Source organism: Lacinutrix sp. Bg11-31, from assembly GCF_002831665.1.
In the GTDB taxonomy this organism is placed as follows: Bacteria; Bacteroidota; Bacteroidia; order Flavobacteriales; family Flavobacteriaceae; genus Lacinutrix.
This window is the reverse complement of record NZ_CP025118.1, coordinates 156,455-183,361: the sequence shown is the minus strand read 5'-3', so window position 1 is coordinate 183,361 and position 26,907 is coordinate 156,455. Positions and strand designations below refer to the sequence as shown.

Below are 26,907 nucleotides of genomic sequence, written 5' to 3'. Positions count from 1 at the left end.
AAAATCCTCGCACACAAAACCGCACTATTCTTATACATAAACGTTGGCAAACATTTAAGAGACTCGTTAACTAATTGAAAATCATCGTTCACTCATTTAGAGTTTCGGAATTACTAAACAAAGAATAGATTTGAAAATAATCTAAACTGAATGAAAAAAATTGGACTAATACTTTTGACAATTCTGCTAAATCTCAATTTGAGTTTCTCACAAACCGAATCTGAAATTGACTTACTATTAAACGGAATTTCGAAAACGGAAAACTCTAAAGAAATAACAAAAACGGAACAATCTAAAAAGATTATTGCTTTTGGAGAAAACTCGCTAAAAACTCTTGCGGAATTTTTTACTGACTCAACTCTGACTAAAGTTAAATCGGAATGTCAAGAGCGGAATTTAACGAAAGGAGAAATTGCAATTATTATCGCTGACCGAATTGAGGGAATGCCATATTTTATAGTTACTGGAGTTCAAAACTGTACGATGGAATTTTGTGAAAATAACCCGAACTTAATTGAATATTATTTACCTTGGATTGAGAAAGATGGTGGAAAATTATTTAAAGAAAAATATATCAATTGGCTCGCAAGTTATGACCGGAAATCAAAAAGTGAAAGACGGAAAGAAAAGCGGAAATTGAAAAAAGAGAAAACATAAAAACGATTTGCCAACACCGTATATAAAAAATTGCTGGTTTTGTGCTAAATCAAAGGTCGTTGCACGTTTGCTACGTCTGAATTTCCTTCGGAAATTCCTCGCACGCAAACCCGCAACTTTCCATATACATAAACGTTGGCAACAAGCTGAACTCACTCAAATGGAACGTCGAACGATAATAATATTTGGATTTTTATTCTGTTTAATCGGAATTTTTATCGCGCCTTTATTTTATGAAAATACGCAATACGGAGAAATTTTCTTTTTGCTAATATTATATCCACTTCCAGCTCTGATTTTAGCAATACTTAACGGATATTTACTTTGGTTTACTGAATTGAAAACTCAAAATCTGATTTTGAAAATCGGAATCGGACTCATTCCCATTCTGATTATGATATTACTCGCTTTTGGAAAGGAATCGCCAATTCAATTCATAGCGACTTTTGGAATTATTGGAATTGGAATAACTAATCTGATTTGGATTACGAAACTGATTAATAAAAAGCCAGTTGCCAACACCGTATAAAAATAATTGCTAAATTAGTGCTTAAACAAAGGTCGTTGCAGTTTTGTTACGTCTGATTTTCCTGCGGAAAATCCTCGCACACAAAACCGCAACTATTCTTATACATAAACGTTGTAGCACATTTAAGAAAACCCAATGGCAACATATCAATTTCTAACATTTGTACTTCCAAGAAAGCCGATTGAAACAAAATATGGCGGAATTCCAAAACAGCTTGAAATAAAACACGCTGAATGGGAAAAGTATTGGGGAAATTATGACGTGGAACTGAATGATGCACCTGAACCTGAATTTGAAGATGCGATTTCAACGAAATGGTGGAAAGGAATTCAAATTAACATTGCAGAATTAAGAAACGAAATTGACAAAATTATTCCAAGAGCTTCGTGGAATAACGAAAGTTGGAAAATCGAAAATGACGAAGTTGACCACGATTTGAGCATTGACTATAACGAAAAAGAGAATTTTATAGAAGATTTTAGATTTCGGACTGATATGAGAGATTCTAAACTGAATTTCTTAAATTCAATGTTGGAATTATGTGATAGAAATGACTGGATTTTAATGGACGAAAATGGAAATCTATGCAATCCGAATATTATAGAATTAGCGGAATTATTAAAAAATTCAAAAGCACATTTATTTATAACAAACCCAACTGAATTTTTTGATAATCTAAAATAAGTGATGAATAAAAGAAATTTAAAAATCATAAAACTATACATAATTAGCTTATTCTGTATTGTCTTTTATTTCTTATTAGAGAATTCTAGCATCATATCTGAACTCGTTCAAAAATCTGAAAGAGGTCGTTATGGTAGCTTCCTGACATTTTTTCTAACAGGACTATTCAAATACGGTTTATTAGTAATCGGAATAAGCATTATTTTAATTATGAGTTTTATGCTAATAAGAGAAAGGAAAAAAAACACTTGAATAAATAAAAACGTGCTACAACACCGTGTATAATTAATTGCTTTGGCAAGTGCCTATTTGGAAAATTCCTTCGGAATTTTCTCGCGTTCGTTTTTGTTTACTAAATTAGTTGCTTAACCACGCAACTAACCATACACAAAAACGTTGTACACAATATAACAAATCACATTCTGAACATCAAAAACCTATGAAAAATGGGCTTATTTGGAATGTTCCTCGCTAAAAAAGTTTTCAGAAAATTTAGTACTAAATTCCCGCAAGAGCAAAAAATTACTCTGCGAGATAATTTCTTTGCACTTGCTACTTTTCGTCTTCGAAAGAAAAAAAAACACAGTACTAACAACAGAAAATCAACCTCTTAAAAATCCTTATTTAGATTTATTATAAATAATTTGCATATGTCAAATGCAAAATATATTTTTGTCGAAAATTAATTATTTATATTAAGTCTAAATAAAAACAATGAAAAATTTATTACTAACCTTAACCTTATTTTTGCTAACTAATTTAGCATTTTCACAAAACGGAACAGTTTCTGGAACTGTTACAGACAATAATAAAACTGATCTTTTCGGAGTAAATGTTTCTTTAAAAAATACCACCAAAGGAACGCAATCCAACGAAAATGGAGAGTTTGAAATAACTAATTTAGAAAACGGAAACTACACGCTTTCAATTTCTTACTTGGGATTTAAAACAAGAGAAATTTCCATTTCAGTTTCAAATAATCAAAACACAAAATTAGAAACAATTACACTTTACGAAGGAAATGAAATCTTGAGCGAAGTTGTTGTTGAAGGAGAAAGACGTAATAAATTTTCGAGAAAGAAAACAGCATATGTTTCTAAACTTCCTTTAAAAGATATTGAAAACACACAAGTGTATAGTACAATTACCAATGAACTTTTACAATCACAAGTAGTTACAAATTTTGATGATGCTCTAAAAAATGCAACAGGAGTAGAACAATTATGGGCTTCAACTGGTCGTGGTGGAGATGGAGCTGGATATTATGCTCTTCGTGGATTTTCTGTTCAACCACAATTAGTAAATGGTCTGCCTGGATTAACAAACGGAACAATTAATCCTGCAAATATTGAACGTATTGAAGTTCTAAAAGGTCCTTCTGCAACTTTATTTGGAAATTCGGTAAGTTCTTATGGTGGACTTATAAATGTTGTTACCAAAAAACCTTATGTTGGAACTGGTGGAGAATTATCTTTTACTTCTGGAACTTATGGACTTAATCAAATCGTGGGAGATTTCAATACTGCATTAAGTAAAGAAGATAATTTGTATTTCAGATTAAATACAGCTTACACTACAGAACAAAGTTTTCAAGATGCAGGTTTTAGAAAATCATTTTTTGTAGCACCATCTTTATCGTATAAAGTCAACAACAGACTTTCATTTTCATTTTACGGAGAAATCACACAAGCAGAACAAACAAATCCAACCTTTTTATTCTTGAACAGAAGTGCACCAACAGAATCAGCTAATCTTGAGGAATTGGGTTACAACAACAAGCTTTCGTTTACAAGCAACGATTTAACATTGCTAAATCCAACACAGAATTATAGAATTGAAATGGACTATAAATTGTCGGACACTTGGCAATCACAAACCTTACTTTCCAAAAGCTCAACTTCTACGAAAGGCTATTACTCGTATCTATTTGAATTTGGTATTTTAGGCGATGATACATTTTCTCGTTTTATCAGCAAACAAAATGCAAATACACAAACAACCGATATTCAACAAAACTTTATAGGAGATTCTAAAATTGCATCGCTTCGAAATAGAATCGTTATTGGTTTAGACTATTTCAATGCAACCGAAACAAGTAATAATAGTGGTTACGCATTTTATGGAAATATAACACCAGAAGGAGGCTCAAATGGAGACAATCCTTTTACGCCAGATGTTGTAGAAACTGATTTATTTCCACTTTCAACTGCTGGAGTTGATGGTGTTTTAGAATCGCAAGCTGTTGGAAACAATAAATCCTCTTATAATATTTATAGCATCTATGCTTCAGATGTTGTGAACTTTACAGAAAATCTATCTGCAATGATAGGTTTACGATTAGACCGTTTTGACAATAAAGGAGATTTGACTAATACAGAAGACGATTTTGTACAAACCGCTTTTTCGCCAAAATTTGGCTTACTATATCAACCAATAAAAGACAAATTATCTGTTTTTGCTAACTATCAAAATGGCTTTAATAATGTTGCACCTCAATTAGTAGGAAATCCAGAAGATGGTCCACAAAGGTTAGAAACTTTTAAGCCAGAGCAAGCCAATCAATTAGAGTTTGGATTGAAAACAAATTTCTTTAATAACCGTTTAAACGCAACTATTAGCTATTACGATATTAAAGTAAAAGATAGAGTCATCATTGACCCAAATTCACCTTTTAATAGAATTCAAGGTGGAGAAATTGAGAGCAAAGGTGTAGAAATAGAAATCAATGCCAATCCACTTAAAGGGTTAAATATAAGAGCTGGATATAGTAATAACGAAAGTATAACTACAAAAACGGACGACCCATTAATTTTAAATAAAAGACCTTTAGAAGCTGGTCCAAAAACACTTTATAATCTTTGGGCAAATTACGAATTTCAAGAAGGAAAATTAAATGGTTTTGGTGCTGGCTTTGGTTTTAATGGTGCAAGTGAGCGTTTTGTAAAGAACTACACGACAACAGGTAATTTTACATTACCAAGTTATATAGTTGCAAACGCATCTGTATTTTATCAAGCCGATAAATATAGAATTGGGTTAAAATTAAACAATGCTTTTAATAAAGAATATTACAAAGGTTGGTCAACTATAAATCCACAAACACCAAGAGCATTATTGGCAAATATTTCATATAAATTTTAATTAGTCAAAGTCAAAAGGGCAACTTATTTTAATAGTTGCTCTTTTTAAATTTAAAACAATGTCATTTAAAAAAATACTTTTTCAACTACATAAAATTTTAGGACTTGCGACTGGACTTGTTGTTTTCATTGTTGCAATTACAGGTTGTTGTTGGGCTTTTAAAGAAGAAATTGAAAGCCTTTATGATGATTATAAAAAAGTAGCACCACAAAACGAATCTAATTTAACACCAACAGAAGCAAAAGAACTTACTAAAAAAATATTTCCAAACAACTCTGTTCACGGAACTATTTTTGGAAAAAATGACGATGCTATTGAAGTTATTTTTTATGATGCAGAACCAGAGTTTTACCAAAGTGTTTTTCTAAATCCGTATTCAGGAGAAATTATACAAATTGACGACCACCTTTCAGGTTTTTTTGCTTTTATCTTAAAAGGTCATATGCGACTTTGGTTACCAAAAGATATTGGCGAACAAGTTGTTGGAGTGTCGATTTTAATTTTTCTTTTAATCATTATTTCTGGTTTCTTTTTATGGTTACCTAAAAAGCGTAAAAACTTAAAACAGCGTTTAAAATTTGATTGGAAAAAAACAACACGTTGGAAACGTAAAAATTTCGATTTGCATACAGTTATAGGGTTTTATGTTTGTTCACTTGCGTTAATCATAGCATTTACGGGTTCCATGATGTCCTATGATTGGCTTCAATATGTCGTTTATAAATCGGCAGGTGGAGAAAAAAATCCCACTTTTTTAATACCTAAAAATCAGAGTGAAAACCTTGTAAATATAACTGATGTTTTACCAATAGATTTCCTTTTAACTAAACTCGAAAAAGAAAATCCAAATGCGGAAAGTTTTGAAATACATTATCCACATTCCAATTCAGATGCAATTTATGTCGAAGTAGGCAATAGTAAAGGTTTACACTACGATGCAGACTTTTTGTTTTTTGACCAAAACACATTGAACGAAATACAATCCGAAACCATTTATGGAAAGTATGAAAACACCAAAGTTGCTGACAAAATACTACGAATGAATTATGACATACATATTGGAGCAATAGGAGGAATTGTGGGCAAAATTATTGCATTTTTAGTTAGTTTACTCGTTGCAAGTTTGCCAGTAACTGGAATTCTATTGTGGTACGGACGAAATTATAAAAAGAAAAAATCTTTAGATAGCATTAAAGTTTAGTCTATAAATTACCATTCCACACACTTTTACGCCAACGCTTCATCCAAGCAAAAAAGAGTGTTCCATTACATTGCAGAAGAAACATTTGAGAAGAAAAATTTTGAGTAAGTTGGTTGTCTATTTACTTTAGCATCTGCCATCTGAAATTGGACAAATTTGAAACTAAAAGTAATTGCATAAACGAAATATTAAGTACTTAAAATCAAAGGCTTGGGGAAAATACTGTGTACAACAATGTATATAAAACATAGCTGTTACAGGCTTTTCGAGAGGTTCTTGTGTATTTACAAAGTACTCCAAATTTTTAATTTTGTATATTTAGAACAGAAAAATTAAATATAAAAATTAAAAATTCGGCTCGTGTATAATCCGAAAGATTAGTGTCTTTTTAGACGCTACGTTTCATATACGTGACCGTTGTAGCACATTTAAGAAAACCCAATGGCAACATATCAATTTCTAACATTTGTACTTCCAAGAAAGCCGATTGAAACAAAATATGGCGGAATTCCAAAACAGCTTGAAATAAAACACGCTGAATGGGAAAAGTATTGGGGAAATTATGACGTGGAACTGAATGATGCACCTGAACCTGAATTTGAAGATGCGATTTCAACGAAATGGTGGAAAGGAATTCAAATTAACATTGCAGAATTAAGAAACGAAATTGACAAAATTATTCCAAGAGCTTCGTGGAATAACGAAAGTTGGAAAATCGAAAATGACGAAGTTGACCACGATTTGAGCATTGACTATAACGAAAAAGAGAATTTTATAGAAGATTTTAGATTTCGGACTGATATGAGAGATTCTAAACTGAATTTCTTAAATTCAATGTTGGAATTATGTGATAGAAATGACTGGATTTTAATGGACGAAAATGGAAATCTATGCAATCCGAATATTATAGAATTAGCGGAATTATTAAAAAATTCAAAAGCACATTTATTTATAACAAACCCAACTGAATTTTTTGATAATCTAAAATAAGTGATGAATAAAAGAAATTTAAAAATCATAAAACTATACATAATTAGCTTATTCTGTATTGTCTTTTATTTCTTATTAGAGAATTCTAGCATCATATCTGAACTCGTTCAAAAATCTGAAAGAGGTCGTTATGGTAGCTTCCTGACATTTTTTCTAACAGGACTATTCAAATACGGTTTATTAGTAATCGGAATAAGCATTATTTTAATTATGAGTTTTATGCTAATAAGAGAAAGGAAAAAAAACACTTGAATAAATAAAAACGTGCTACAACACCGTGTATAATTAATTGCTTTGGCAAGTGCCTATTTGGAAAATTCCTTCGGAATTTTCTCGCGTTCGTTTTTGTTTACTAAATTAGTTGCTTAACCACGCAACTAACCATACACAAAAACGTTGTAGGTAATTTACCAAACCAAGAAACTGAATGGAAAAAATTCAAAATCAGAAACACACAAAAGAAACTCTCTACTACTCTATTTCCAGAATGTTGGAACGAGCATCTTATTATGGTTTTCGAGCTCTTGTGGTTCTTTATATGGTTGGAGAAACTCTGAAAATGGAAAGAACTGAAGCATTAAGTATTTATGGTTGGTTTACAGCTTCATTAGTGTTTTCTCAAATCGTTGGAGCTCTTTTTGGAGACTTACTAATCGGAAATAAAAAATCAATAATAATTGGTGGAATTATTCAAGCAATCGGAGCGTTTAGTTTATGCATACCCTCGACAACTGGACTTTATTTAGGCTTATTTCTTGTTGTTTTAGGTAGCGGATTTTTCACACCAAATATCATCTCAAATTTTGGAAAGACTTATTTGAATAAGACTAAACTATTAGATTCTGGATTCACGATATTTTATCTCGCAATAAATTTAGGTTCATTTTTGGGTATTTTATTAATTGGTTATTTAGGAGAAAAATATGGCTACAATATTGGATTCGTTATATCTGGAATATTAATGTTAATGTCAATAATTCCTATCTTTCTTACAAAGGAAAAAAGATTGGATGAAATTGAGAAAAATGAGTTTCCAATAAGTAAAAGAATTTTAAACATCTTAATTGCATTTATTGTTGTTGGTTTATTTTGGGGATTCTACGAATTATCAAGCATTCGGACTTTTGATTTACAATTACAATTGAGCGAAATATCAACTTTAGGTATTCCAAATCATTTATGGCAATCAATCAACTCTATTTTCATTTTACCCATTAGTATAATTGCGATTATTTTGTGGACATATTTTTACAGTAGTCAATTCTTTAAATTAATGCTTGGGTTTATTTTTGGAGTAATATCATTTGGAATATTGTTCCTGATTCCAGAAGTGCCGACTGAACAGCATACAATAACTTATTTGATTTCATTATTTTTTCTTGCTATTTCGGAAATTCATATTGCGCCAATAATTCATTCGATTTTAACAAAATATTCTAATCCAAAATATTTAACAATTCTGATTAGTTTGGCATTCCTGCCTACAAAATTAATTTATTTAGTTTTTGGGTTGTTTAACGATAAATTATATGACAATCCAATGTTAGGATTGAAAATTGGAATAGTTGGAATGACTATTATTGGAATTGGACTTATTGGATATGTAGTGTGGAATAAAAACTACCTACAACACCGTGTATAATTAATTGCTTTTGTCGTTGCCTATTTGGAAAATTCCTTCGGAATTTTCTCGCGTTCGTTTTTGTTTACTAAATTAGTTGCTTAAACACGCAACTAACCATACACAACAACGTTAGGCATAATTCTAAAAACAACCAATGAAGAAAAATCTATTTTTTATTTTTTTTTTAATTTATATGATATCATGTCAATCAAGTCTTGATTTTAACGAAAAAAATAAAGTTTATAAAGGAATTGATAACGAAAATGAATTATATCTAACTTTCATTAATGACACAATAGTTGGAATTAATTCGGACATTTTTAAAAATTGCGGTTGGAATTTCATGCATTTTAATGAAGATAAAAATGGACTTTATAAAACCAACGAATTAAAAACCGACACAGCTTGGTTTAGACCTGAAGGCCAAAATGTTAAAATGATAGAAGCTAACAATACTTTAATTTTTGAGAAAATCGAGTTAACAAAAACTAAAATTGATAAACTTGAAAATGATATAGAAGTTTCTCAAAATTTTACGAGCAAAGGAATAATTTATGAGTGTGGATTTGTTATTAAAGAAGTTGGCTATTTTTATGAAAGAGCAATACAAGAAGTCAAAAACAATCTAAAAAATCCAAATTCTGCAAAGTTTAACGAAGTTTATATCCGTAAACATAAAGAATTCAATGAGAACAGTGAGTATTTAGAAACCAAGACAACGAAAGTATCACTTGATGTAGAAGCAAAAAATGGATTTGGAAATTTCACAGAAGACACTTATTACGTGTTCTTTACTCCAAAAAAAGAGGATAATTCAAAATATGATATAGAATTTAGCGATTCACCAATATTGAATTCTGATTTAACAGAACGATATCAAAAATTAATAGATGAATCGAAAGATGAACTAGACTCTATAGATTTGAAAGAATAAAAACTATGCCTAACAACGTGTATAATCAATTGCTAGTTATGTGTGTACTCGGAAAATCCTACGGATTTTCCTCTGGTTCGTTTTCTTTTACTAATTTAGTTGCTAGCCAACGCAACTAACCATACACGTATTCCAAGATCATTTCCTAATAAATATTCTGTTTTTTTTTAAGCTGCATGCTGTTGTAAAACAACATAAGGTGTTCCTCTTTTCACAACAGCAAAAGCTCTTGCAATTAGTTTGTTTCTAACATTATTTATGGCTAACATTTTATCTTTTCCTTCTGCTACTTTTCGCTTATAATATTGTCTTAATTCACTATCATGTTGTATTGCAGAAACGCTTGCCATACTTAATAAGCTTTTCATTTTTCTGTCTCCTAAATAATGACATTGTTTTCGCTTATAGATACTGGTTCCAGAACGATGCTCGAATGGCGCTGTTCCACAATAACTAGAAAAAGCACGCCAACTTGCAAAGCGTGTAAAGTTTCCTGTATGGTAAATTAATTGACTAGCAACTACTAAACCTACTCCTTTTAAACTCGATAATAATTCATAATTTTTTTGCATCGATTCATCTTGAGAAATAATCTCTTTTATCCTATCCTCTACTGATTTTACTTGCTTAGATAAATAGTCTATACTGCGTTTTAAGCTTATGCAACCAGAATCTGTGGTTGGACTAGATAAAAGTATTTTCATTTCTTTTAAAGTACCTTTAAGACCTGCATTATTTCTAACTAATTGATCCCGTAAAGCTAACAGTCTTCCAAGCTCTAAATGAGACATACTTTTTACTGTACTTGGTTCCAACTCTTCTCTATAAAGCCAAGCATAACGTGCTATTAAAGCCGCATCAAGCTTGTCTGTCTTTTCTTTTACAATTCCCGATGAACGTTTTATTTTTAAAGGACTTTCTTCTACATAAACTATAGATTGACTAGCGAAATAAAGCGCTAATTTTAATGAGTAATATCCTGTATTCTCAAAACAATAAAAAACGTCAATTTCATTGGTATACTTTGAAACCCATTTTAAAAGACTTTTATAACCTACTACATCGTTAATAAACTCCTTATGTACTTCTGCTTGATAACAAAAGGCATCTATTGTTTTTTTTGAAACATCGATTCCAACGACTTCTTTGTAATTTTTCATATTTTTACAATTAGAGTGAATAAATATGTTGCGTTAACTACTTCCTTTATCGGGAGATTTTGACTCCTGGTATTCCAAATGGTTCTTGGCAACAGTATAGAAAGAGAGGACTCGTACGTGTAAGGGAGCGTTATTCTAAAACACGTTATAGTTCTCCTCTTTTTCTATCTAAAGATATTTATTACAAACTAAAGGAACACGTTACCTGCAAGCTGAAAAAACAATGACGCTGAATAAAATAACAGACAAACAAGGAACAAGTTATTTACACATAACTAAATCCGAAATCCTGACAATTGATTGGGCTGATGGAAAGAATCTAGTATTTTATGCGTTTGATAAAAGCAAAAACCTACGTGTAGTTGATAAAGAGTATTTTGGAGTTTCCACAGTCGGAAACAACTATAAAAAAATTGAAGAACAACTATCTGGCTCTTTAGAAGATTATTGCTCAACTAAAGGAGAAAACGGAGATATCTATTTCTGTACATATCAAGAAGATAAATTATATCGGTTTGACAAAGACGGAAATAAAACACTTGAATGGGAAGTTGAAATTGGAGTAGGTCATCCCATTTATGATATAAAGTTTGAATCACCTGACTCTATGTGGTTCGCATTTCCAACTGGACAAACAGTATCTCAAGTTTCAATTTCTGAAAAAAAAGAGATTTTTAAAGTTGGAGAATATTCTTGGGACGACAATTCCGAGTTCTTGAGCTATCCTGAAAGTATTTTCATCAATGAAAATCATTTGTTTATTCCGAATATGGGAAATAACCGATTATATAAAATAGATTTAAAAACGAAAGAATTAATCTTGGTTAGAACCTTTGAAGAAAAGATATGGCAATATGCTCAAACTGAATTTGGAACTTTTATTGTGACTGATTCTGGGATTTACGAAATGAAAGAATAATGGAGAAAAAGCCAGCAGGTAACAATGGCTATAATTAATACGGGTTTTAGTACTTAACCCAAAGTTTGGGTATATTTATGAAGTCCGCCAAATCTTTTGATTTGGCTTTAAAATAAAAAAGATAAAACAAAATAAAAAGATTTGGCTAAGTGCTTAATCGGAAATTCAGTAATTTTAATTCCCGTACTAACCATAGCCTAGACGTTGTAAACAATTAAAGCCGAATGGTATTTACAGAAGAAACAAAAGAAAATGAACTTTACGTTTTTATGAATGGAAAGTTGATTTACAAGAAATGGTTAAAAACTGGTCAATCTAAAGTTTTTGATGTTATGGCATATGACAAATACACTCTGAAATCAATAAAAAAAGCATAACAATTTGACTGAATACAATTTAGAATATCTACAATCTCTCATTGAAAATAAAGTTGAGGAAAGTCTTAATCTTGAATATAAATCTTCTGGTGCATTAGGAAAACAAAATAATAAAACAACTGAAATTTCTAAAGATGTTAGTTCTCTTGCTAATTCTGACGGCGGAATTATAATCTATGGAATTGCAGAGGATAACAATAACCACCTTCCGAAAGAAATTGATCCAATTGACAGAAAACAGTTTTCTAATGAATGGTTAGAGCAAATAATTCAAAGTAAGATTAGACCAAGATTGAATGATTTTAAAATATATCCAATCGATATTGAACTTAATAAGGTTGTTTATGTTGTTAAAGTCGGAAAAAGTAACACTGCTCATCAAGCAGACGACAAAAGATACTATAAACGTTTTAACTTCCAATCTACAGCAATGTATGACTATGAAGTTAGAGATATTCTAAATAGAACTAAAAACCCTGAAATTTCTTTAGATTTTAAATTTAAAAATCAACATAAAGAAATCATTATTTATGCAATAAATTCGGGCTCTGTTTATGCTAAATATGTAAATGTAAAATTTAGAATTCCAAAAAAGATCTGCGAGGAACAATATTATAATTCTTATAACAACGAATTTTTTCAAATAAATACTGACAACACTATTAGAGATGTACTTGATGTACAAATTTTGGGAATGGGTAATATCAGTGAAAAATATGGTCCTTCAAGATATGAACCTATTTTGCCAAGACAAAGATTTAAGCTAACTGAAATAAAACTAACCAATTACCCTTTTGATTATGAAAACATATTAGAATGGGAAATATTTTGCGATAACTCTCAACCAATAGCAGGAAAGATAAGATTTGCAGAATTGTTAAATAAATAAAAACAAAATGAAATTTCAAAAAGGAGAAGAAATAATTTATACAACTTTAAAAGGAAAACAATATCAAGGACATATTATTCACAGAAAATGTGATTTTCCAAATAATTATATCGATACAGGTTTTGAACACGGTGGTTTTGATTATCTAATAAGAATTGTAAGAGAATTGAAAGATGAAAATGTTTTTGTGAATGAAAAAGATTTGAAATAATAACTGTTTACAACACCGTATATAATTTATTGCTCGCTTCTTGCCTACTTGCGAAAGTCCTCGCGGACTTTCTTGGTCGGTAATTATTTACTAAATTGGTTGCTTGAAACACGCAACAAACCATATACAACAACGTTGTCTATCATTTATGAAAACACTTTTGTTAACATTAATATTTTGTCTTTTTAATCTGAATTCTTCCGAAATTATCGGAAAATATCAAATTGAAAGCAATCGTGCTGGAGATACTCTTGAATTGAAAAAAGACGGAACTTTTGAATATGAATCACGTGGAGACAGTTGTTATATGTGGTCTGACTTTTCGGGTACTTGGGAATTGAAAAATGACGAATTAACACTTTTTCATAACTACTCATTTCAAGAAGAAACGACAGAATATATTGAGAAACTAGATAAATTTTCTAGAGACTTTGTGATATTTGAGGTTACGGATAAAAACGGAAAACCTATATCTGAATTTGAAGTAAAATATTCCATTAATAATGAAACTCAAATCAAGAAAACCGATAAAAATGGAATTATAAAGTTCAATAAATATGATATTGAATCTGGTAAAAATGAAAATGTCGGAATTCAAATAAAATATCTAACTAATGGAAACGAAACATCAGAAAGCACTACTGTCAATGGAAATTCTGACAAAATTACTTTGAGAATTAATGACAAACCAAAGACAATTGAGAAAAGAGAAAAATATCGTTTCTCTTATAAAAATGGAATATTAAAGTCAATTGAATTTCCTTACGTTGAAGAAACTAGTACGTATAAAAAACTATAGACAACACCGTGTATAATTAATTGCTTGGTCACTGCCGACTTACGAACATTCCTGCGGAATATTCTATCTGTGATTTATTTGCTAAATTAGTTGCTTAACCACGCAACTAACCATACACAACAACGTTGGCAATAATTAAAAAATAAAATATGCCTGAAATAAATCTCATTAAATTAGAAGGAAAACCTTTTGAAAAACTTATTGAAGTTATAAGTAAAGGAATTGGAACTTTATATAAACCAAGAGCAATCAGAAAAGAAGCTGATTCCAAAGCTTATGAAATCGAGATTATTGAGCAAGCCAAATCAAAAGCTATTGCAGAAGGAAAAGAGCTTGAAGCAGATACATATTTAAGAATTCAAGAAAGACTACTTTTTAATGAAACTGAACGCCAAAAAAGCATAGATAATGTTGTAGAAATAGCGGCAGAACAACTTAAAAACGAAGATAATATATCCCCAGAACCTGTGGATAAAGATTGGTCAAAAAGATTCTTTAATATAGTTCAAGATATTTCCGATGAAGAAATGCAATCATTATGGGGTAGAATATTAGCTGGGGAAACTAAACAGCCAAATTCTTACTCAAAAAGAACTTTAGAGCTATTAAAAAATTTATCTAAAGCTGAAGCAGAAACATTCACGAAATTTGCTGAATTAAAGATAGTTTCTGGGAATGGTGTAATCTGGAACAATGACAATGGTGACTTTCTCAAAAAGGAATTTAATATTACTTTTAATGATAGGTTATTAATGACTGAATTAGGTCTGATTTCTAGTGAAAACAATCTTGAATTTAGTTTTCCACCAACAAAGACAGATAAATCAACTAATGTTATAGAATATGGGAACAAAGGAATTGTTTTATACAGAGATGAGAATACCCCAAAACAAGCAATTAAAGTTTTGGTCTTTACAAAAACGGGTATGGAATTATCAAAATTAATTGAACCAAAATCAAATTCTAATTATATAACTAAAATATGTTCAAGCTTCACAAACCCAAAAGTTAAAATAGAATATGGAGATTTGTTGAAAATTGGAGGAGGATTGAGGTTATTGAATAAATCGGAATTTAACAAATAACTATTGCCAACAACGTATAAAAATAATTACTGTTTAGTGCTAAAACAAAGGTAGTTGCGTATTTGCTACATCTGAATTTCCTACGGAAATTCCTCGCACGCAAACACGCAACTATTCTTATACAAGACCGTTGTCTATAATTTATGAAAACACTTTTGCTAACATTAATAATTTGTCTTTTTAATTTGACTTCGACCGAAATTATCGGAAAATATCAAATTGAAAGCAAACTCTCATATGATACTCTTGAGTTGAAAAAAAACGGAACTTATGAATATGAATCTCGTGGAGACAGTTGTTGGATGTGGTCTGATTTTTCTGGTACTTGGGAATTGAAAAATGACGAATTAACACTTTTTCATAATTACTCATATCAAGAAGAAACAACAGAATATATTGAGAAACTCGATAAATTCTCTCGAGATTATGTAATATTTGAGGTTACGGACAAAAGCGGAAAACCTTTATCTGAATTTGAAGTAAAATATTCCATTAGTTATAATAAATCTCAAATCAAGAAAACCGATAAAAATGGAATTATAAAGTTCGATAAATATGATATTGTTTCTGGCGGAAATGAAAATGTCGGAATTCAAATTAAATATCTAACGAACGGAAATGAAACATCTCAAAGCACAACAGTAAATGGAAATTCTGACCGAATTATTTTGAGAATTAATAGCAAACCTAAAACAATTGACAAAAAGGAAAAATATTTGTTTTCTTACAAAAACGGAATATTAAAGTCAGTTGATTTTAGATACGTTGAAGAAATAAGTACGTATAAAAAACTATAGACAACAACGTATAAAAATAATTGCTATTTTGTGCTTAAACAAAGGTAGTTGCGTATTTGCTACATCTGAATTTCCTGCGGAAATTCCTCGCACGCAAACACGCAACTATTCTTATACAATCACGTTGTAAAACATTTAGACCAACCATTGAACATAGAAGTAGACGATAGAGAAATAGTTCCTTTAAACGAATTTGAATTAGGCTGGAGATTTGAAAAAACTCATAGTCCTGATATTTCTGAATCTGAAAAGAAACAAATTCAACCAGTTTCTGAAATGGAATCGAAAAGACTGAATAAGGTCATTGACTATTTCGAACAGGAATATAATTTAAGAGAAAAATTTACTCAAACGGATTGGATAAGTGCGAATGCAGAAAGTGATGAGAAAATTGAGCGGTTTAGAAACCAACTCGAATTGACTTTGGAAAAATGGGACGAAGAAATAATAATAACTTGGCATCGGAACATTACGCTGAAAACAACGAAAGAAATATTTATAAAATATTGGACTGATTTTTTATATCCGAGTTCTGATGATGTAACTCTGATTTCGGAAAAAACGAATTGGGTAATGTTTTACCGACATTTTGAAGTGGCAAATATTTGGACTAAAACATCTGAATATTTAAAAGCGGAATAAAAACGTTTTACAACACAGTATAAAAATAATTGCTATTTTAGGCTTAAACAAAGGTCGTTGCGCTTTTGTTACGTCTGATTTTCCTGCGGAAAATCCTCGCACACAAAACCGCAACTATTCTTATACATAAACGTTGGCAACTATAACTCACTCGAACTTTGAAAAAGAAATAAATGAAAATTAAAAATTTAGGTTGGTACATTACAATGCTAATTTTATTTGGAATTGTTTTTTATGTTATCCCCAAATATCAGATTGATAATGACACAAAACTTTTTGAGAACAATTATGAAACTATAGCTTATTGTCAACTCGAAACAAAAAGTTTATTAAGTTATAAAAATAAACAACTTGTTAAGTGGAATTATACAATTGACGGTCGGAATTACAGAAAAGTTAAAGACCAAACAAATAACATACAAGATTCTGAATATTATATCATTCATTATAATCCTCAAAATAAGGAAGATATTGTAATTGATTATAAAAAATTTGTAATTAAAGGAAATTACAAAAACACAAGTAGCCTGAATATAAAAGAGGATTTACTTAATAATGACCTAGTTACTTTTGAATATTTTGTCAATGACAAAAAATATAAAAGAATTCAATCTTGTGAATTGAATAATGGATTAGATTTAGAAAAAGAATACTTGGTAAAATACAAAGTTGAGAATCCCAAAATAGCATATGTGTTTTTAGACAGTATACGAAAATAAAATAATTACAGTTGCCAACAAAGTATATAAAAAATTGCTGGTTTTACCTAAACCAATGTTTGTTGCTCGTTTGTTAGCTTCTGATTTTCCTTCGGAAAATCCTCGCACACAAACACGCAACATTTCATATACATAAACGTTGGCAACAAGCTGAAAAACCACGAATACGAAATTGAGAGATAAGAATAGAATACCGAAAATATTAAATGAACTTGAACGAATTTGGAAAGCGAATCCTGATTTTAGATTAGGTCAATTAATTGTTGCTGGTGCGAAACCAAAAGAACCTTGTCCTGAAGTATTCTATATTGAAGACGAAAATCTATTAGAAGGACTATTAAATTTCGAAAATAGAGCTGATTTAAAAACTCACGAATCGGAATCTATTCCCGATTGGAAAAAATATCCTAATGTTACCAGAATAGAACATAAAGAACTATCCGCAGAATTACTTTCGGAATTGATAAATGCTCTTAAAAAATCTGACAAAAGAATAGTTATTACACCAATTAATTTAATGAAATTGAACGGAGCACCTGTTTCTGACCAAACTTGGTTGTTAGGTCAAAAGCCAAGAATTAAAGTATTAAAAAAACTATTACGCGAATTAGAAGATAGCGGAATGTTAACTGAACGAAAATCCAAACAAGATTTTTTAGGAATTAAAGAAATTGGATACGATATTGTTTAATAAAGGAATCGCTAAAAAAATATGACTGAATCGGAATTGAACGAAATAGAACGCAGAATTAATAACTCGACTAAAGGAAATTGGATTCCAATGATTGAGGGAATAACACACGATTCTGGCTCTGACTTTATTATGACAAACGTCGATAATAGTGATGATTTCAAAAATCCCGAAAGAGGTCAAGATATTGAACTAAATGGTGGAACAAAAGACGATATCGTTTTTATTGCAAACGCCAAACAAGATATTCAAAAATTGATTGCGGAAATAAGGAAACTGAAAAACAAAACGGAATAAAGCCAGTTGCCAACAACGTGTATAATTAATTGCTTTGTTCTAGCTTACGTGGAAATTCCTGCGGAATTTCCTCTGGTTCGTTTTAGTTTACTAATTTAGTTGCTGAAACACGCAACTAACCATACACAACAACGTTGTCTATAATTTATGAAAACACTTTTGTTAACATTAATATTTTGTCTTTTTAATCTGAATTCTTCCGAAATTATCGGAAAATATCAAATTGAAAGCAATCGTGCTGGAGATACTCTTGAATTGAAAAAAGACGGAACTTTTGAATATGAATCACGTGGAGACAGTTGTTATATGTGGTCTGACTTTTCGGGTACTTGGGAATTGAAAAATGACGAATTAACACTTTTTCATAACTACTCATTTCAAGAAGAAACGACAGAATATATTGAGAAACTAGATAAATTTTCTAGAGACTTTGTGATATTTGAGGTTACGGATAAAAACGGAAAACCTATATCTGAATTTGAAGTAAAATATTCCATTAATAATGAAACTCAAATCAAGAAAACCGATAAAAATGGAATTATAAAGTTCAATAAATATGATATTGAATCTGGTAAAAATGAAAATGTCGGAATTCAAATAAAATATCTAACTAATGGAAACGAAACATCAGAAAGCACTACTGTCAATGGAAATTCTGACAAAATTACTTTGAGAATTAATGACAAACCAAAGACAATTGAGAAAAGAGAAAAATATCGTTTCTCTTATAAAAATGGAATATTAAAGTCAATTGAATTTCCTTACGTTGAAGAAACTAGTACGTATAAAAAACTATAGACAACACCGTGTATAATTAATTGCTTGGTCACTGCCGACTTACGAACATTCCTGCGGAATATTCTATCTGTGATTTATTTGCTAAATTAGTTGCTTAACCACGCAACTAACCATACACAACAACGTTGTAAAACATTTAAAAAAACATTTGAACATAGAAATTGACCATAGAGAAATAATTACACTAAATGACTTTGAGTTAGGTTGGAGATGGAAAAAAACTCATAATCCTAATATTTTAGAAACTGAAAAAAATCAAATTCTACCAGTTTCTGATATAGAATCGAAAAGACTTTATAAGGTAATAAAGTACTTCGAAACTGAAGGGAATCTATCAGAAAAACATGTTCAAACTGACTGGCTAAGTGCAATTCAAGAAAGTGAAGAAAAAATTGAAAGATTCCGAACTCAAATCGAATCTATCCTAGAACCATGGGATGAAAGCATTTTAATAAATTGGCATCGGAATATTACTCTGAAAACAACAAAAGAAATATTCTTAAAATATTGGACTGATTTTTTATATCCAAGTTCAGATGATGTAACTATAATATCAGAAAAAACTAACTGGATAATATTTTACAGACATTTTGAAGTTGCTAATATTTGGACAAAAGTATCTGACAATAACTAATCTGAATGAAACATTTTACAATAATGCTCATTTCTAAAATATCCATAATTATAAGTATAATCGGAATTTGGATTGCCGTAAAAATCCAATACGATTTATTTGTTGGATACCAAACTGCGAATGCAAAGACGCAAGCATTATATGGACTTACGCATTTAATGCAGATACATTACGTTTTCATAGGAATAACTTCTTTTATATTTTCAATAATTTCAATTTTTATAAAAGAGAACTTAAAGACAATAATCTTAACATTAAGTCTATCTATTTTATCAATTTTACTTTTGGTTTTAGAAATATGGAGATTATTCTTATAACAAAAAACGTTTCACAACACCGTGTATAATTAATTGCTGGTCACTGCCGACTTACGAAAATTCCGCTGGAATTTTCTATCTGTGATTTGTTTGTTAACTTACTCGCTTAACAACGCAACTAACCATACACAACAACGTTACCACACATTTGAATGAACATCGACAACAGAACTAAATTAGAGGAATGGCTTGACCAAAATTATTGGTTTGAAGAAGGATTTATATCTGAAATTAATGATTCAAAAAACGGACTTGAAATTGTAATCGGATATCAAACAGTTGGAACATATGTCGCAGGAGAAAAGCAGGAATTAAAGGAGTTTTGTTTAAAACCAATCGGACTTAAGAATTGGACTTATAAAAAAGAACAATTCTCTCCAACAAGCGAATCTTGCATTAACGGAATTGATTTGACAGAAAAAGGGATTGGTTTGAAATTCGATACAGGAAGTCTATTTGAAATGGCTTGTGAATCCATAGAAATTAGCGAACCGAAAATCACTCGAACCTACACAAAACCTCGGACTAGTAATAGAGGAATTTATGTGACTGCAATTCTAAAAGAAGTTCCAAGAGTAGATTATTGGATTGAAGAATTTAAAAAACATAATATTAAAACAGGTTTTAGATATTTTTCAAGCGAGCTTATTCAATCCGAAAAAGTTCCATATCCAGATTATAGTGGATACTTTATACAAACTTTGACTAAAATAAACGAAACTCAAAAAGGATTATTCTTCAAATTTGTCGGAATTGAAAACGGCGAATTAAGAATCTCTATTGAAAATGGGGATGAAAATAAAGAGTTGTTCAAAACCATTGAATTAATTGTTTCTGGTTGGAAAAACACAACAATTAATTCTGGGAATGTGAAATTTACTGGAGAGGAATTTAAAGAGTTTTTAGAGAACGGAAAATATCCAGAACGAATTGAAAAAATAAAAAACGTGTGGTAACACCGTATAAAAATAATGCTTAGTTTAGTGCTTAATCAAGAGTCCGTGCATTTTTGTTACGTCTGATTTTCCTGCGGAAAATCCTCGCACACAAAACCGCACTATTCTTATACATAAACGTTGTGTACAATGCCTAAAATGATCCAGAAATTTAACTTAAAACTGATTTTATTAGAATGTTTCGCTCTGATTTTTATCATAAGCGGAATTGACCGATTGTACGTGGCATATAACGGAAATCAATTCGATGCTTTAATGAATGAAGATTGGGGAAAATTTGAATCGCTGACTGATGTTAGAGTTGGAGAATTTTTTATTAACCAAGCATACTGGACTATAGCAAGTCTACTAATCGGAATTTTAATTGTTGGACTTATAAACTGGAAAAACAAATTCGGAATCATAAATTCAATAGTAGCTCTCATTTTGACATTTGGAATATCTGCTACTGGAATTTACTCTGACGGAATAATAAACAGATATCTGAATTACTTTTGCGGAATATTTGCTGAAGGTTATGGAATGGCTTTTTTAATTGGCGGTTTGATAATAGCATTAATCGGAATTATAATTTTATGGAAAACTATAAAAATGAACAAAAGCACTATACACAACACCGCGTATAATTAATTGCTAGTTTTAAGCCTACTTACGAACATTCCTGCGGAATATTCTATCTGTGATTTATTTGCTAACTTAGTTCCTTAAATCACGCAACTAACCATACACAATCACGTTGTATGCAATACCGGAACGATGAACGAAACCGCTGAAAAAATCCTAAAAAACAAATCCGATTATAGAAGGAATCTAGAGTTTTTGGATACAAAATATAACGGAATATTTTCAAGAAAATTAATAAAAGAAAAAAATGAGATTAATATTCTATCTCTATTTTCTGAAATGGAATTTGGATATGTCCTAAATCAATTATTTTCAGAAGTAATTTACGAACCAAAGATAAATGGAAAAACCCCAGATTGGTTAGTAAAATCTGAAAATCAAAATATCATATTTGAAGTAAAGAAAATAAATCCAATTGAAAAAGAATTAAATAATAAAATTGAATCATTTAAAAAAGATGAATACTTTGGAAATACTCAAAGTTCATTTATTACTTCAATTAATAATTTCATCCCACAAATCTCAAAAATCACTAACAAAGAAGAAACATACAGAGATTTAATTAAAATAGATAACTACAAATTAATTATTTGTATTGATGTAATTAACTTACAAAAAGATTTTATAACAGATAATGACTTAAAAGAATATTTAGACTTTGAAAGTAAATATTCAATTCTGAAAAATTATCCTGAATTCTGTGAAAACGTAGCAGGAATTATTGGGAAACCTATTTTCGGTAATTTAGTCTTTATTGAAAATAAAATTTCTAAATTTAATATTAATAAAAGTAATTTGAATATAATTGAGAATATTTAAAGTACTGCATACAACATCGTATAAAAATAATGCTTAGTTTAGTACTTAATCAAAGGTTAGTGCAGTTTTGCTAGCTTCTGATTTTCCTTCGGAAAATCCTCGCACACAAAACCGCACTATTCTTATACATAACCGTTGTCTTTAATGCCTAGATATTTCTAGGTCAGCAAATTTTCAGCTTATAAATAAAGCCGTTTTAATCAAAAAAAACTGAACTATTCCTCAAGTACAAAATGGAATCAATACGGAATTTAGTGCGTGTCATATTACTGTCATATCTTTGTCATATATGTGTCTTATCGCTTACAATATAAAGGAGAAGTTAATATTTAGATTTGCATAAAACTTAAAACAATAAGAATATGAATTCTAACACAACTAACTTAAGAGATATTAAAAAAATGAGATTAGAGCGTCATTGGTCTCAGGAACAATTGGCGGAAATGAGCGGTTTAAGCATAAGAACTATTCAACGAATAGAAAACGGAGAAAACGCAGGGTTAGAATCTCTAAAATCTTTGGCAGCCGTCTTCGAAACCAATATTGAAGATTCGAATAAAAAAGAAGAAGTAGATCAAATTAGAAAAGAAGAAACGTATATCCAAAAATTAAAGGGGTTTTATAAACTTCTTGGTCTCTCGCTAATTAACCTTATTTTATTCTTTTTTATTGCGGTTAATGACTCAGATTCGGAAGGTTGGTGGTTGTTTATTTACATGCTTATTACCTGGATTGCTTTCTTAGGAATTTATTCTTTCATTAGTTTTGATTTCTTTGGAGAAGAATGGAAAAGAAAGATGATTGATAAAAAATTCAAAAAGAAATAATGATTTTTAATTAGTAATAACGAATGACAAAACGGACAAAAAAGCACTAAAGACAACAACGTGTATAATTAATTGCTTGTTTCAATCCTACGTGGAAATTCCTGCGGAATTTCCTCTGGTTCGTTCCATTTTTGCTAAATTAGTTGCTTAACCACGCAACTAACCATACACGTATTCCAAGATCATTTCCTAATAAATATTCTGTTTTTTTTTAAGCTGCATGCTGTTGTAAAACAACATAAGGTGTTCCTCTTTTCACAACAGCAAAAGCTCTTGCAATTAGTTTGTTTCTAACATTATTTATGGCTAACATTTTATCTTTTCCTTCTGCTACTTTTCGCTTATAATATTGTCTTAATTCACTATCATGTTGTATTGCAGAAACGCTTGCCATACTTAATAAGCTTTTCATTTTTCTGTCTCCTAAATAATGACATTGTTTTCGCTTATAGATACTGGTTCCAGAACGATGCTCGAATGGCGCTGTTCCACAATAACTAGAAAAAGCACGCCAACTTGCAAAGCGTGTAAAGTTTCCTGTATGGTAAATTAATTGACTAGCAACTACTAAACCTACTCCTTTTAAACTCGATAATAATTCATAATTTTTTTGCATCGATTCATCTTGAGAAATAATCTCTTTTATCCTATCCTCTACTGATTTTACTTGCTTAGATAAATAGTCTATACTGCGTTTTAAGCTTATGCAACCAGAATCTGTGGTTGGACTAGATAAAAGTATTTTCATTTCTTTTAAAGTACCTTTAAGACCTGCATTATTTCTAACTAATTGATCCCGTAAAGCTAACAGTCTTCCAAGCTCTAAATGAGACATACTTTTTACTGTACTTGGTTCCAACTCTTCTCTATAAAGCCAAGCATAACGTGCTATTAAAGCCGCATCAAGCTTGTCTGTCTTTTCTTTTACAATTCCCGATGAACGTTTTATTTTTAAAGGACTTTCTTCTACATAAACTATAGATTGACTAGCGAAATAAAGCGCTAATTTTAATGAGTAATATCCTGTATTCTCAAAACAATAAAAAACGTCAATTTCATTGGTATACTTTGAAACCCATTTTAAAAGACTTTTATAACCTACTACATCGTTAATAAACTCCTTATGTACTTCTGCTTGATAACAAAAGGCATCTATTGTTTTTTTTGAAACATCGATTCCAACGACTTCTTTGTAATTTTTCATATTTTTACAATTAGAGTGAATAAATATGTTGCGTTAACTACTTCCTTTATCGGGAGATTTTGACTCCTGGTATTCCAAATGGTTCTTGGCAACAGTATAGAAAGAGAGGACTCGTACGTGTAAGGGAGCGTTATTCTAAAACACGTTATAGTTCTCCTCTTTTTCTATCTAAAGATATTTATTACAAACTAAAGAAACACGTTGTAAGCAAGTTAACCACTCATATGAAAACAAAGAACTTCATAATTATATTATCAATCGTCACCCTTTATTCTTGTAAAAAGACGACTGAAAAAACGGCTAAAGGTCTTACTGAATTAACTGAAAATTGGAACACAAAAGAGACTTCTTTTTGGATAGAAATAAAAAAAGACAGTTCACTTACGGAAATTGAATCTTCTGACACTTTAAAATATCCGGCTTTTAAAGTCAAAAAAAAGTTTGAATTAAAAACAAATGGTAAATTACAAATTAAAAAAAGTTTGTTAATTAATTCATTAAGTAGAAGTAAAGTTTTTGAAACTGATATTTATTCAAAAAAAATAAACGCAAACATTAAATCTAGATTATATCTGACTTATGATTATCTATTAAAGGAATATACAATCATTCTCTTAGACACTGTGGCAACTGATGAAAAAAGAAAATCGAATAAAATTCAACTTGATAGTATGTATAAGTACGCCGAAAAAAATAATTTATATTTATGCGGAACAGCTGCGAATGAAATTTTATATAAAGACATACCCGAATTCCCTTCAATGAAAGAAGTAAGTTTAGATTCCGCTTTAATAATTATAGATGTTTGGAAAAATGAATAAAACCTGCTTACAACACCGTATAAAAATAATTGCGGTTTAGTGCTTAATAAAAGGTCGTTGCGTGTTTGTAACGTCTGATTTTCCTGCGGAAAATCCTCGCATACAAACCCGCAACTATTCTTATACATAAACGTTAGCAAACATATGAAAAAAGCGAAGTACAGAATAATAATTGGAATTTTATCAATCTTGATTTCTGTAATATTTCTAATCTCTGAAGTTCCAATCTATTTTGAACAAAGAAATCCAGAAAACAGTTTAATTAGCTATTATTATATATTAACTGCTGAATTGCACGCTGGTGGCTGGATTATAGCATTAGTTTTATTAATTTCTGGGCTATTGTTAATTTATAAAAGCAAACTTTCCCAACTGACTTATAACTTATTTGGAATAGCAATTATTGTGGAATGCATTGCGCAGATTATAAGTCGAGATGTAGGAATTTTTTATGGCTATCTCTTAGTTGTTCCAATTGGATTAGGTGCTTTTTCACTATTCATTACTAATTCTAAGAAATGGAAAGAGCGACTGGATTGGAATACTCAAATAGGAAAAAAAGTTTTGATTGTGAATACTGTGCTTGCATTAATAATTGTTGAATTTCCAAGATTGATTCTTAAAGGATATGATTTGTTATAAAAAAATACGTTTGCTAACACCGTGTATAATTAATTGCTTTGGCAAGTGCTTATTTGGAAAATTCCTTCGGAATTTTCTCGGGTTCGTATTTGTTTATTAAATTAGTTGCTTAAACACGCAACTAATCATACACAACAACGTTAGCCACAATATGACGAAAACCCAAATCAGAGATATAATAACAAAGATTCATTTCTACCTTTTAGGATTTGCATTACTCAATTTCATTCTGAAAAACACAATTGAAATAAGTCTAAATTACAGATTCGCATATTTAATAACGATTTTGATTTATGGAAGCGGAATTATTCTCTTTTTTTGGAATTTCAAGCCATTTAAGAAAATTGGGTTTTACTTTGGTTTCTATGCAATTACACCAATTCTGACTTTATTGTTCTGGTTGTTTGGCGGAATATTTTTCGGAATTATAGCATCAATAGTGCTTTATCCTATTCAACCGAATCACATACAAATTGAGAAAAATGATTTTGTGATTTATCAAGAAAATCAAGGATTTTTGGGAATGTGTTGTCCTTATGAGATTACGGAAAAGCAATTTTTAATACTTGAAAAGAAAATTAAAGAAATAGATTTAAACACTGAAATTGAATTTAATGATAATTCAATATATACAATAAACGGAAAAACGGAATTAAAAATTAAATTTGAAGGATATCAATTTTTAGAAAGGAATTTACCTGAAAGAGATACAATAATTTTAATCAAAAAAGAATAAATACTGTGGCTAACACCGTATAAAAATAATTGCGGTTTAGTGCTTAATCAAAGGTCGTTGCGTGTTTGTAACGTCTGATTTTCCTTCGGAAAATCCTCGCATACAAACCCGCAACTATTCTTATACATAAACGTTCTACGCAATTTGAGACAAACATTACGCTGAACAGAAAACAAGTATTAA

General features: G+C 30.3%; 29 protein-coding genes. 27 read left to right on the top strand and 2 right to left on the bottom strand.

Annotated elements, in window-relative coordinates; genetic code table 11:
• The first annotated feature begins 150 nt into the window (after positions 1-150).
• The 8 genes from CW733_RS00820 (at position 151) to CW733_RS00775 (ending at position 9,760) form a co-directional block, all read left to right on the top strand.
• Positions 151-657, top strand: coding sequence for a hypothetical protein (locus CW733_RS00820; protein ID WP_100994806.1), 507 nt, complete (start codon positions 151-153; stop codon positions 655-657).
• A gap of 7 nt (positions 658-664) precedes the next feature.
• The gene (locus tag CW733_RS00815; protein ID WP_157811508.1) at positions 665-1,186 is read left to right on the top strand and encodes a hypothetical protein; all 522 of its coding nucleotides are present in this window, start codon (positions 665-667) and stop codon (positions 1,184-1,186) included.
• A gap of 135 nt (positions 1,187-1,321) precedes the next feature.
• Entirely contained in the window at positions 1,322-1,870 is a 549-nt protein-coding gene (locus CW733_RS00810) for a hypothetical protein (RefSeq protein WP_100994798.1), read from the top strand.
• A gap of 714 nt (positions 1,871-2,584) precedes the next feature.
• Positions 2,585-5,011, top strand: coding sequence for a TonB-dependent receptor (locus CW733_RS00800; protein ID WP_100994802.1), 2,427 nt, complete (start codon positions 2,585-2,587; stop codon positions 5,009-5,011).
• 58 nt (positions 5,012-5,069) lie between these two features.
• Positions 5,070-6,212, top strand: a complete 1,143-nt coding sequence (locus tag CW733_RS00795; protein ID WP_100994800.1) for a PepSY domain-containing protein — start codon at positions 5,070-5,072, stop codon at positions 6,210-6,212.
• Positions 6,213-6,653: 441 nt separating this feature from the next.
• Positions 6,654-7,202: a hypothetical protein gene (locus tag CW733_RS00790; protein ID WP_100994798.1), complete on the top strand. Its 549-nt coding sequence runs from the start codon at positions 6,654-6,656 to the stop codon at positions 7,200-7,202.
• A gap of 427 nt (positions 7,203-7,629) precedes the next feature.
• Positions 7,630-8,844 carry an MFS transporter gene (locus CW733_RS00780; protein ID WP_100994794.1) on the top strand — a complete coding sequence of 405 codons (1,215 nt, stop codon included), beginning with the start codon at positions 7,630-7,632 and terminating at the stop codon, positions 8,842-8,844.
• Positions 8,845-8,980: 136 nt separating this feature from the next.
• Positions 8,981-9,760 carry a hypothetical protein gene (locus tag CW733_RS00775; protein ID WP_157811507.1) on the top strand — a complete coding sequence of 260 codons (780 nt, stop codon included), beginning with the start codon at positions 8,981-8,983 and terminating at the stop codon, positions 9,758-9,760.
• A 167-nt stretch (positions 9,761-9,927) separates the two neighbouring features.
• On the opposite strand, the gene CW733_RS00770 is transcribed toward CW733_RS00775, so the two are convergent.
• Positions 9,928-10,920, bottom strand: coding sequence for an IS110 family transposase (locus tag CW733_RS00770; protein ID WP_100994760.1), 993 nt, complete (start codon positions 10,918-10,920; stop codon positions 9,928-9,930).
• A gap of 223 nt (positions 10,921-11,143) precedes the next feature.
• On the opposite strand from CW733_RS00770, the gene CW733_RS00765 reads away from it, so the two are divergent.
• The 16 genes from CW733_RS00765 (at position 11,144) to CW733_RS00680 (ending at position 23,321) form a co-directional block, all read left to right on the top strand.
• On the top strand, positions 11,144-11,839 hold the full coding sequence (locus CW733_RS00765; protein ID WP_100994790.1) for a hypothetical protein: 696 nt from the start codon (positions 11,144-11,146) through the stop codon (positions 11,837-11,839).
• 381 nt (positions 11,840-12,220) lie between these two features.
• Positions 12,221-13,105, top strand: coding sequence for a helix-turn-helix domain-containing protein (locus tag CW733_RS00760; RefSeq protein ID WP_100994788.1), 885 nt, complete (start codon positions 12,221-12,223; stop codon positions 13,103-13,105).
• Positions 13,106-13,112: 7 nt separating this feature from the next.
• Positions 13,113-13,316 (top strand): hypothetical protein, encoded by a 204-nt coding sequence (locus CW733_RS00755; RefSeq protein ID WP_100994786.1) that lies wholly within the window; start codon positions 13,113-13,115, stop codon positions 13,314-13,316.
• A gap of 148 nt (positions 13,317-13,464) precedes the next feature.
• Positions 13,465-14,115 carry a hypothetical protein gene (locus CW733_RS00750; RefSeq protein WP_100994772.1) on the top strand — a complete coding sequence of 217 codons (651 nt, stop codon included), beginning with the start codon at positions 13,465-13,467 and terminating at the stop codon, positions 14,113-14,115.
• A 149-nt stretch (positions 14,116-14,264) separates the two neighbouring features.
• Positions 14,265-15,200: a DUF2806 domain-containing protein gene (locus CW733_RS00745; protein WP_100994784.1), complete on the top strand. Its 936-nt coding sequence runs from the start codon at positions 14,265-14,267 to the stop codon at positions 15,198-15,200.
• Between the two features lie 185 nt (positions 15,201-15,385).
• Positions 15,386-15,997 carry a hypothetical protein gene (locus tag CW733_RS00740; protein WP_100994782.1) on the top strand — a complete coding sequence of 204 codons (612 nt, stop codon included), beginning with the start codon at positions 15,386-15,388 and terminating at the stop codon, positions 15,995-15,997.
• A 147-nt stretch (positions 15,998-16,144) separates the two neighbouring features.
• Positions 16,145-16,639, top strand: a complete 495-nt coding sequence (locus CW733_RS00735; protein WP_157811505.1) for a DUF2947 family protein — start codon at positions 16,145-16,147, stop codon at positions 16,637-16,639.
• Between the two features lie 173 nt (positions 16,640-16,812).
• Positions 16,813-17,358: a hypothetical protein gene (locus CW733_RS00730; protein WP_100994778.1), complete on the top strand. Its 546-nt coding sequence runs from the start codon at positions 16,813-16,815 to the stop codon at positions 17,356-17,358.
• A 172-nt stretch (positions 17,359-17,530) separates the two neighbouring features.
• A complete protein-coding gene (locus tag CW733_RS16490; protein ID WP_198520090.1) occupies positions 17,531-18,049 on the top strand; it encodes a hypothetical protein in 519 nt (172 codons plus the stop codon).
• A 21-nt stretch (positions 18,050-18,070) separates the two neighbouring features.
• Positions 18,071-18,346: a hypothetical protein gene (locus CW733_RS00715; RefSeq protein WP_100994774.1), complete on the top strand. Its 276-nt coding sequence runs from the start codon at positions 18,071-18,073 to the stop codon at positions 18,344-18,346.
• A gap of 147 nt (positions 18,347-18,493) precedes the next feature.
• Positions 18,494-19,144 (top strand): hypothetical protein, encoded by a 651-nt coding sequence (locus CW733_RS00710; protein WP_100994772.1) that lies wholly within the window; start codon positions 18,494-18,496, stop codon positions 19,142-19,144.
• Between the two features lie 148 nt (positions 19,145-19,292).
• Positions 19,293-19,778, top strand: coding sequence for a hypothetical protein (locus tag CW733_RS00705; RefSeq protein WP_100994770.1), 486 nt, complete (start codon positions 19,293-19,295; stop codon positions 19,776-19,778).
• 469 nt (positions 19,779-20,247) lie between these two features.
• Positions 20,248-21,051 carry a hypothetical protein gene (locus CW733_RS00695; RefSeq protein WP_100994766.1) on the top strand — a complete coding sequence of 268 codons (804 nt, stop codon included), beginning with the start codon at positions 20,248-20,250 and terminating at the stop codon, positions 21,049-21,051.
• A gap of 222 nt (positions 21,052-21,273) precedes the next feature.
• The gene (locus CW733_RS00690; protein WP_157811504.1) at positions 21,274-21,681 is read left to right on the top strand and encodes a hypothetical protein; all 408 of its coding nucleotides are present in this window, start codon (positions 21,274-21,276) and stop codon (positions 21,679-21,681) included.
• A gap of 126 nt (positions 21,682-21,807) precedes the next feature.
• The gene (locus tag CW733_RS00685; RefSeq protein WP_100994747.1) at positions 21,808-22,494 is read left to right on the top strand and encodes a hypothetical protein; all 687 of its coding nucleotides are present in this window, start codon (positions 21,808-21,810) and stop codon (positions 22,492-22,494) included.
• A 362-nt stretch (positions 22,495-22,856) separates the two neighbouring features.
• Entirely contained in the window at positions 22,857-23,321 is a 465-nt protein-coding gene (locus tag CW733_RS00680; protein WP_100994762.1) for a helix-turn-helix domain-containing protein, read from the top strand.
• Positions 23,322-23,532: 211 nt separating this feature from the next.
• Here CW733_RS00680 and CW733_RS00675 read toward each other — a convergent pair whose 3' ends face one another.
• On the bottom strand, positions 23,533-24,525 hold the full coding sequence (locus tag CW733_RS00675; protein WP_100994760.1) for an IS110 family transposase: 993 nt from the start codon (positions 24,523-24,525) through the stop codon (positions 23,533-23,535).
• A gap of 59 nt (positions 24,526-24,584) precedes the next feature.
• On the opposite strand from CW733_RS00675, the gene CW733_RS00670 reads away from it, so the two are divergent.
• The 3 genes from CW733_RS00670 (at position 24,585) to CW733_RS00660 (ending at position 26,724) form a co-directional block, all read left to right on the top strand.
• Positions 24,585-25,346, top strand: coding sequence for a hypothetical protein (locus CW733_RS00670; protein ID WP_100994758.1), 762 nt, complete (start codon positions 24,585-24,587; stop codon positions 25,344-25,346).
• 144 nt (positions 25,347-25,490) lie between these two features.
• Positions 25,491-25,988 carry a hypothetical protein gene (locus CW733_RS00665; protein ID WP_100994756.1) on the top strand — a complete coding sequence of 166 codons (498 nt, stop codon included), beginning with the start codon at positions 25,491-25,493 and terminating at the stop codon, positions 25,986-25,988.
• Positions 25,989-26,139: 151 nt separating this feature from the next.
• Positions 26,140-26,724: a hypothetical protein gene (locus CW733_RS00660; protein ID WP_157811503.1), complete on the top strand. Its 585-nt coding sequence runs from the start codon at positions 26,140-26,142 to the stop codon at positions 26,722-26,724.
• Positions 26,725-26,907 lie beyond the last annotated feature (183 nt).

Excerpts from the sequence above, each read along its gene's own strand:
- CW733_RS00820 (WP_100994806.1), top strand. The coding sequence starts at position 151 with ATGAAAAAAATTGGACTAATACTTTTGACAATTCTGCTAAATCTCAAT.
- CW733_RS00810 (WP_100994798.1), top strand. The coding sequence starts at position 1,322 with ATGGCAACATATCAATTTCTAACATTTGTACTTCCAAGAAAGCCGATT.
- CW733_RS00800 (WP_100994802.1), top strand. The coding sequence starts at position 2,585 with ATGAAAAATTTATTACTAACCTTAACCTTATTTTTGCTAACTAATTTA.
- CW733_RS00795 (WP_100994800.1), top strand. The coding sequence starts at position 5,070 with ATGTCATTTAAAAAAATACTTTTTCAACTACATAAAATTTTAGGACTT.
- CW733_RS00790 (WP_100994798.1), top strand. The coding sequence starts at position 6,654 with ATGGCAACATATCAATTTCTAACATTTGTACTTCCAAGAAAGCCGATT.
- CW733_RS00780 (WP_100994794.1), top strand. The coding sequence starts at position 7,630 with ATGGAAAAAATTCAAAATCAGAAACACACAAAAGAAACTCTCTACTAC.
- CW733_RS00775 (WP_157811507.1), top strand. The coding sequence starts at position 8,981 with ATGAAGAAAAATCTATTTTTTATTTTTTTTTTAATTTATATGATATCA.
- CW733_RS00770 (WP_100994760.1), bottom strand. The coding sequence starts at position 10,920 with ATGAAAAATTACAAAGAAGTCGTTGGAATCGATGTTTCAAAAAAAACA.
- CW733_RS00765 (WP_100994790.1), top strand. The coding sequence starts at position 11,144 with ATGACGCTGAATAAAATAACAGACAAACAAGGAACAAGTTATTTACAC.
- CW733_RS00755 (WP_100994786.1), top strand. The coding sequence starts at position 13,113 with ATGAAATTTCAAAAAGGAGAAGAAATAATTTATACAACTTTAAAAGGA.
- CW733_RS00750 (WP_100994772.1), top strand. The coding sequence starts at position 13,465 with ATGAAAACACTTTTGTTAACATTAATATTTTGTCTTTTTAATCTGAAT.
- CW733_RS00745 (WP_100994784.1), top strand. The coding sequence starts at position 14,265 with ATGCCTGAAATAAATCTCATTAAATTAGAAGGAAAACCTTTTGAAAAA.
- CW733_RS00730 (WP_100994778.1), top strand. The coding sequence starts at position 16,813 with ATGAAAATTAAAAATTTAGGTTGGTACATTACAATGCTAATTTTATTT.
- CW733_RS00715 (WP_100994774.1), top strand. The coding sequence starts at position 18,071 with ATGACTGAATCGGAATTGAACGAAATAGAACGCAGAATTAATAACTCG.
- CW733_RS00710 (WP_100994772.1), top strand. The coding sequence starts at position 18,494 with ATGAAAACACTTTTGTTAACATTAATATTTTGTCTTTTTAATCTGAAT.
- CW733_RS00695 (WP_100994766.1), top strand. The coding sequence starts at position 20,248 with ATGAACATCGACAACAGAACTAAATTAGAGGAATGGCTTGACCAAAAT.
- CW733_RS00685 (WP_100994747.1), top strand. The coding sequence starts at position 21,808 with ATGAACGAAACCGCTGAAAAAATCCTAAAAAACAAATCCGATTATAGA.
- CW733_RS00680 (WP_100994762.1), top strand. The coding sequence starts at position 22,857 with ATGAATTCTAACACAACTAACTTAAGAGATATTAAAAAAATGAGATTA.
- CW733_RS00675 (WP_100994760.1), bottom strand. The coding sequence starts at position 24,525 with ATGAAAAATTACAAAGAAGTCGTTGGAATCGATGTTTCAAAAAAAACA.
- CW733_RS00665 (WP_100994756.1), top strand. The coding sequence starts at position 25,491 with ATGAAAAAAGCGAAGTACAGAATAATAATTGGAATTTTATCAATCTTG.
- CW733_RS00660 (WP_157811503.1), top strand. The coding sequence starts at position 26,140 with ATGACGAAAACCCAAATCAGAGATATAATAACAAAGATTCATTTCTAC.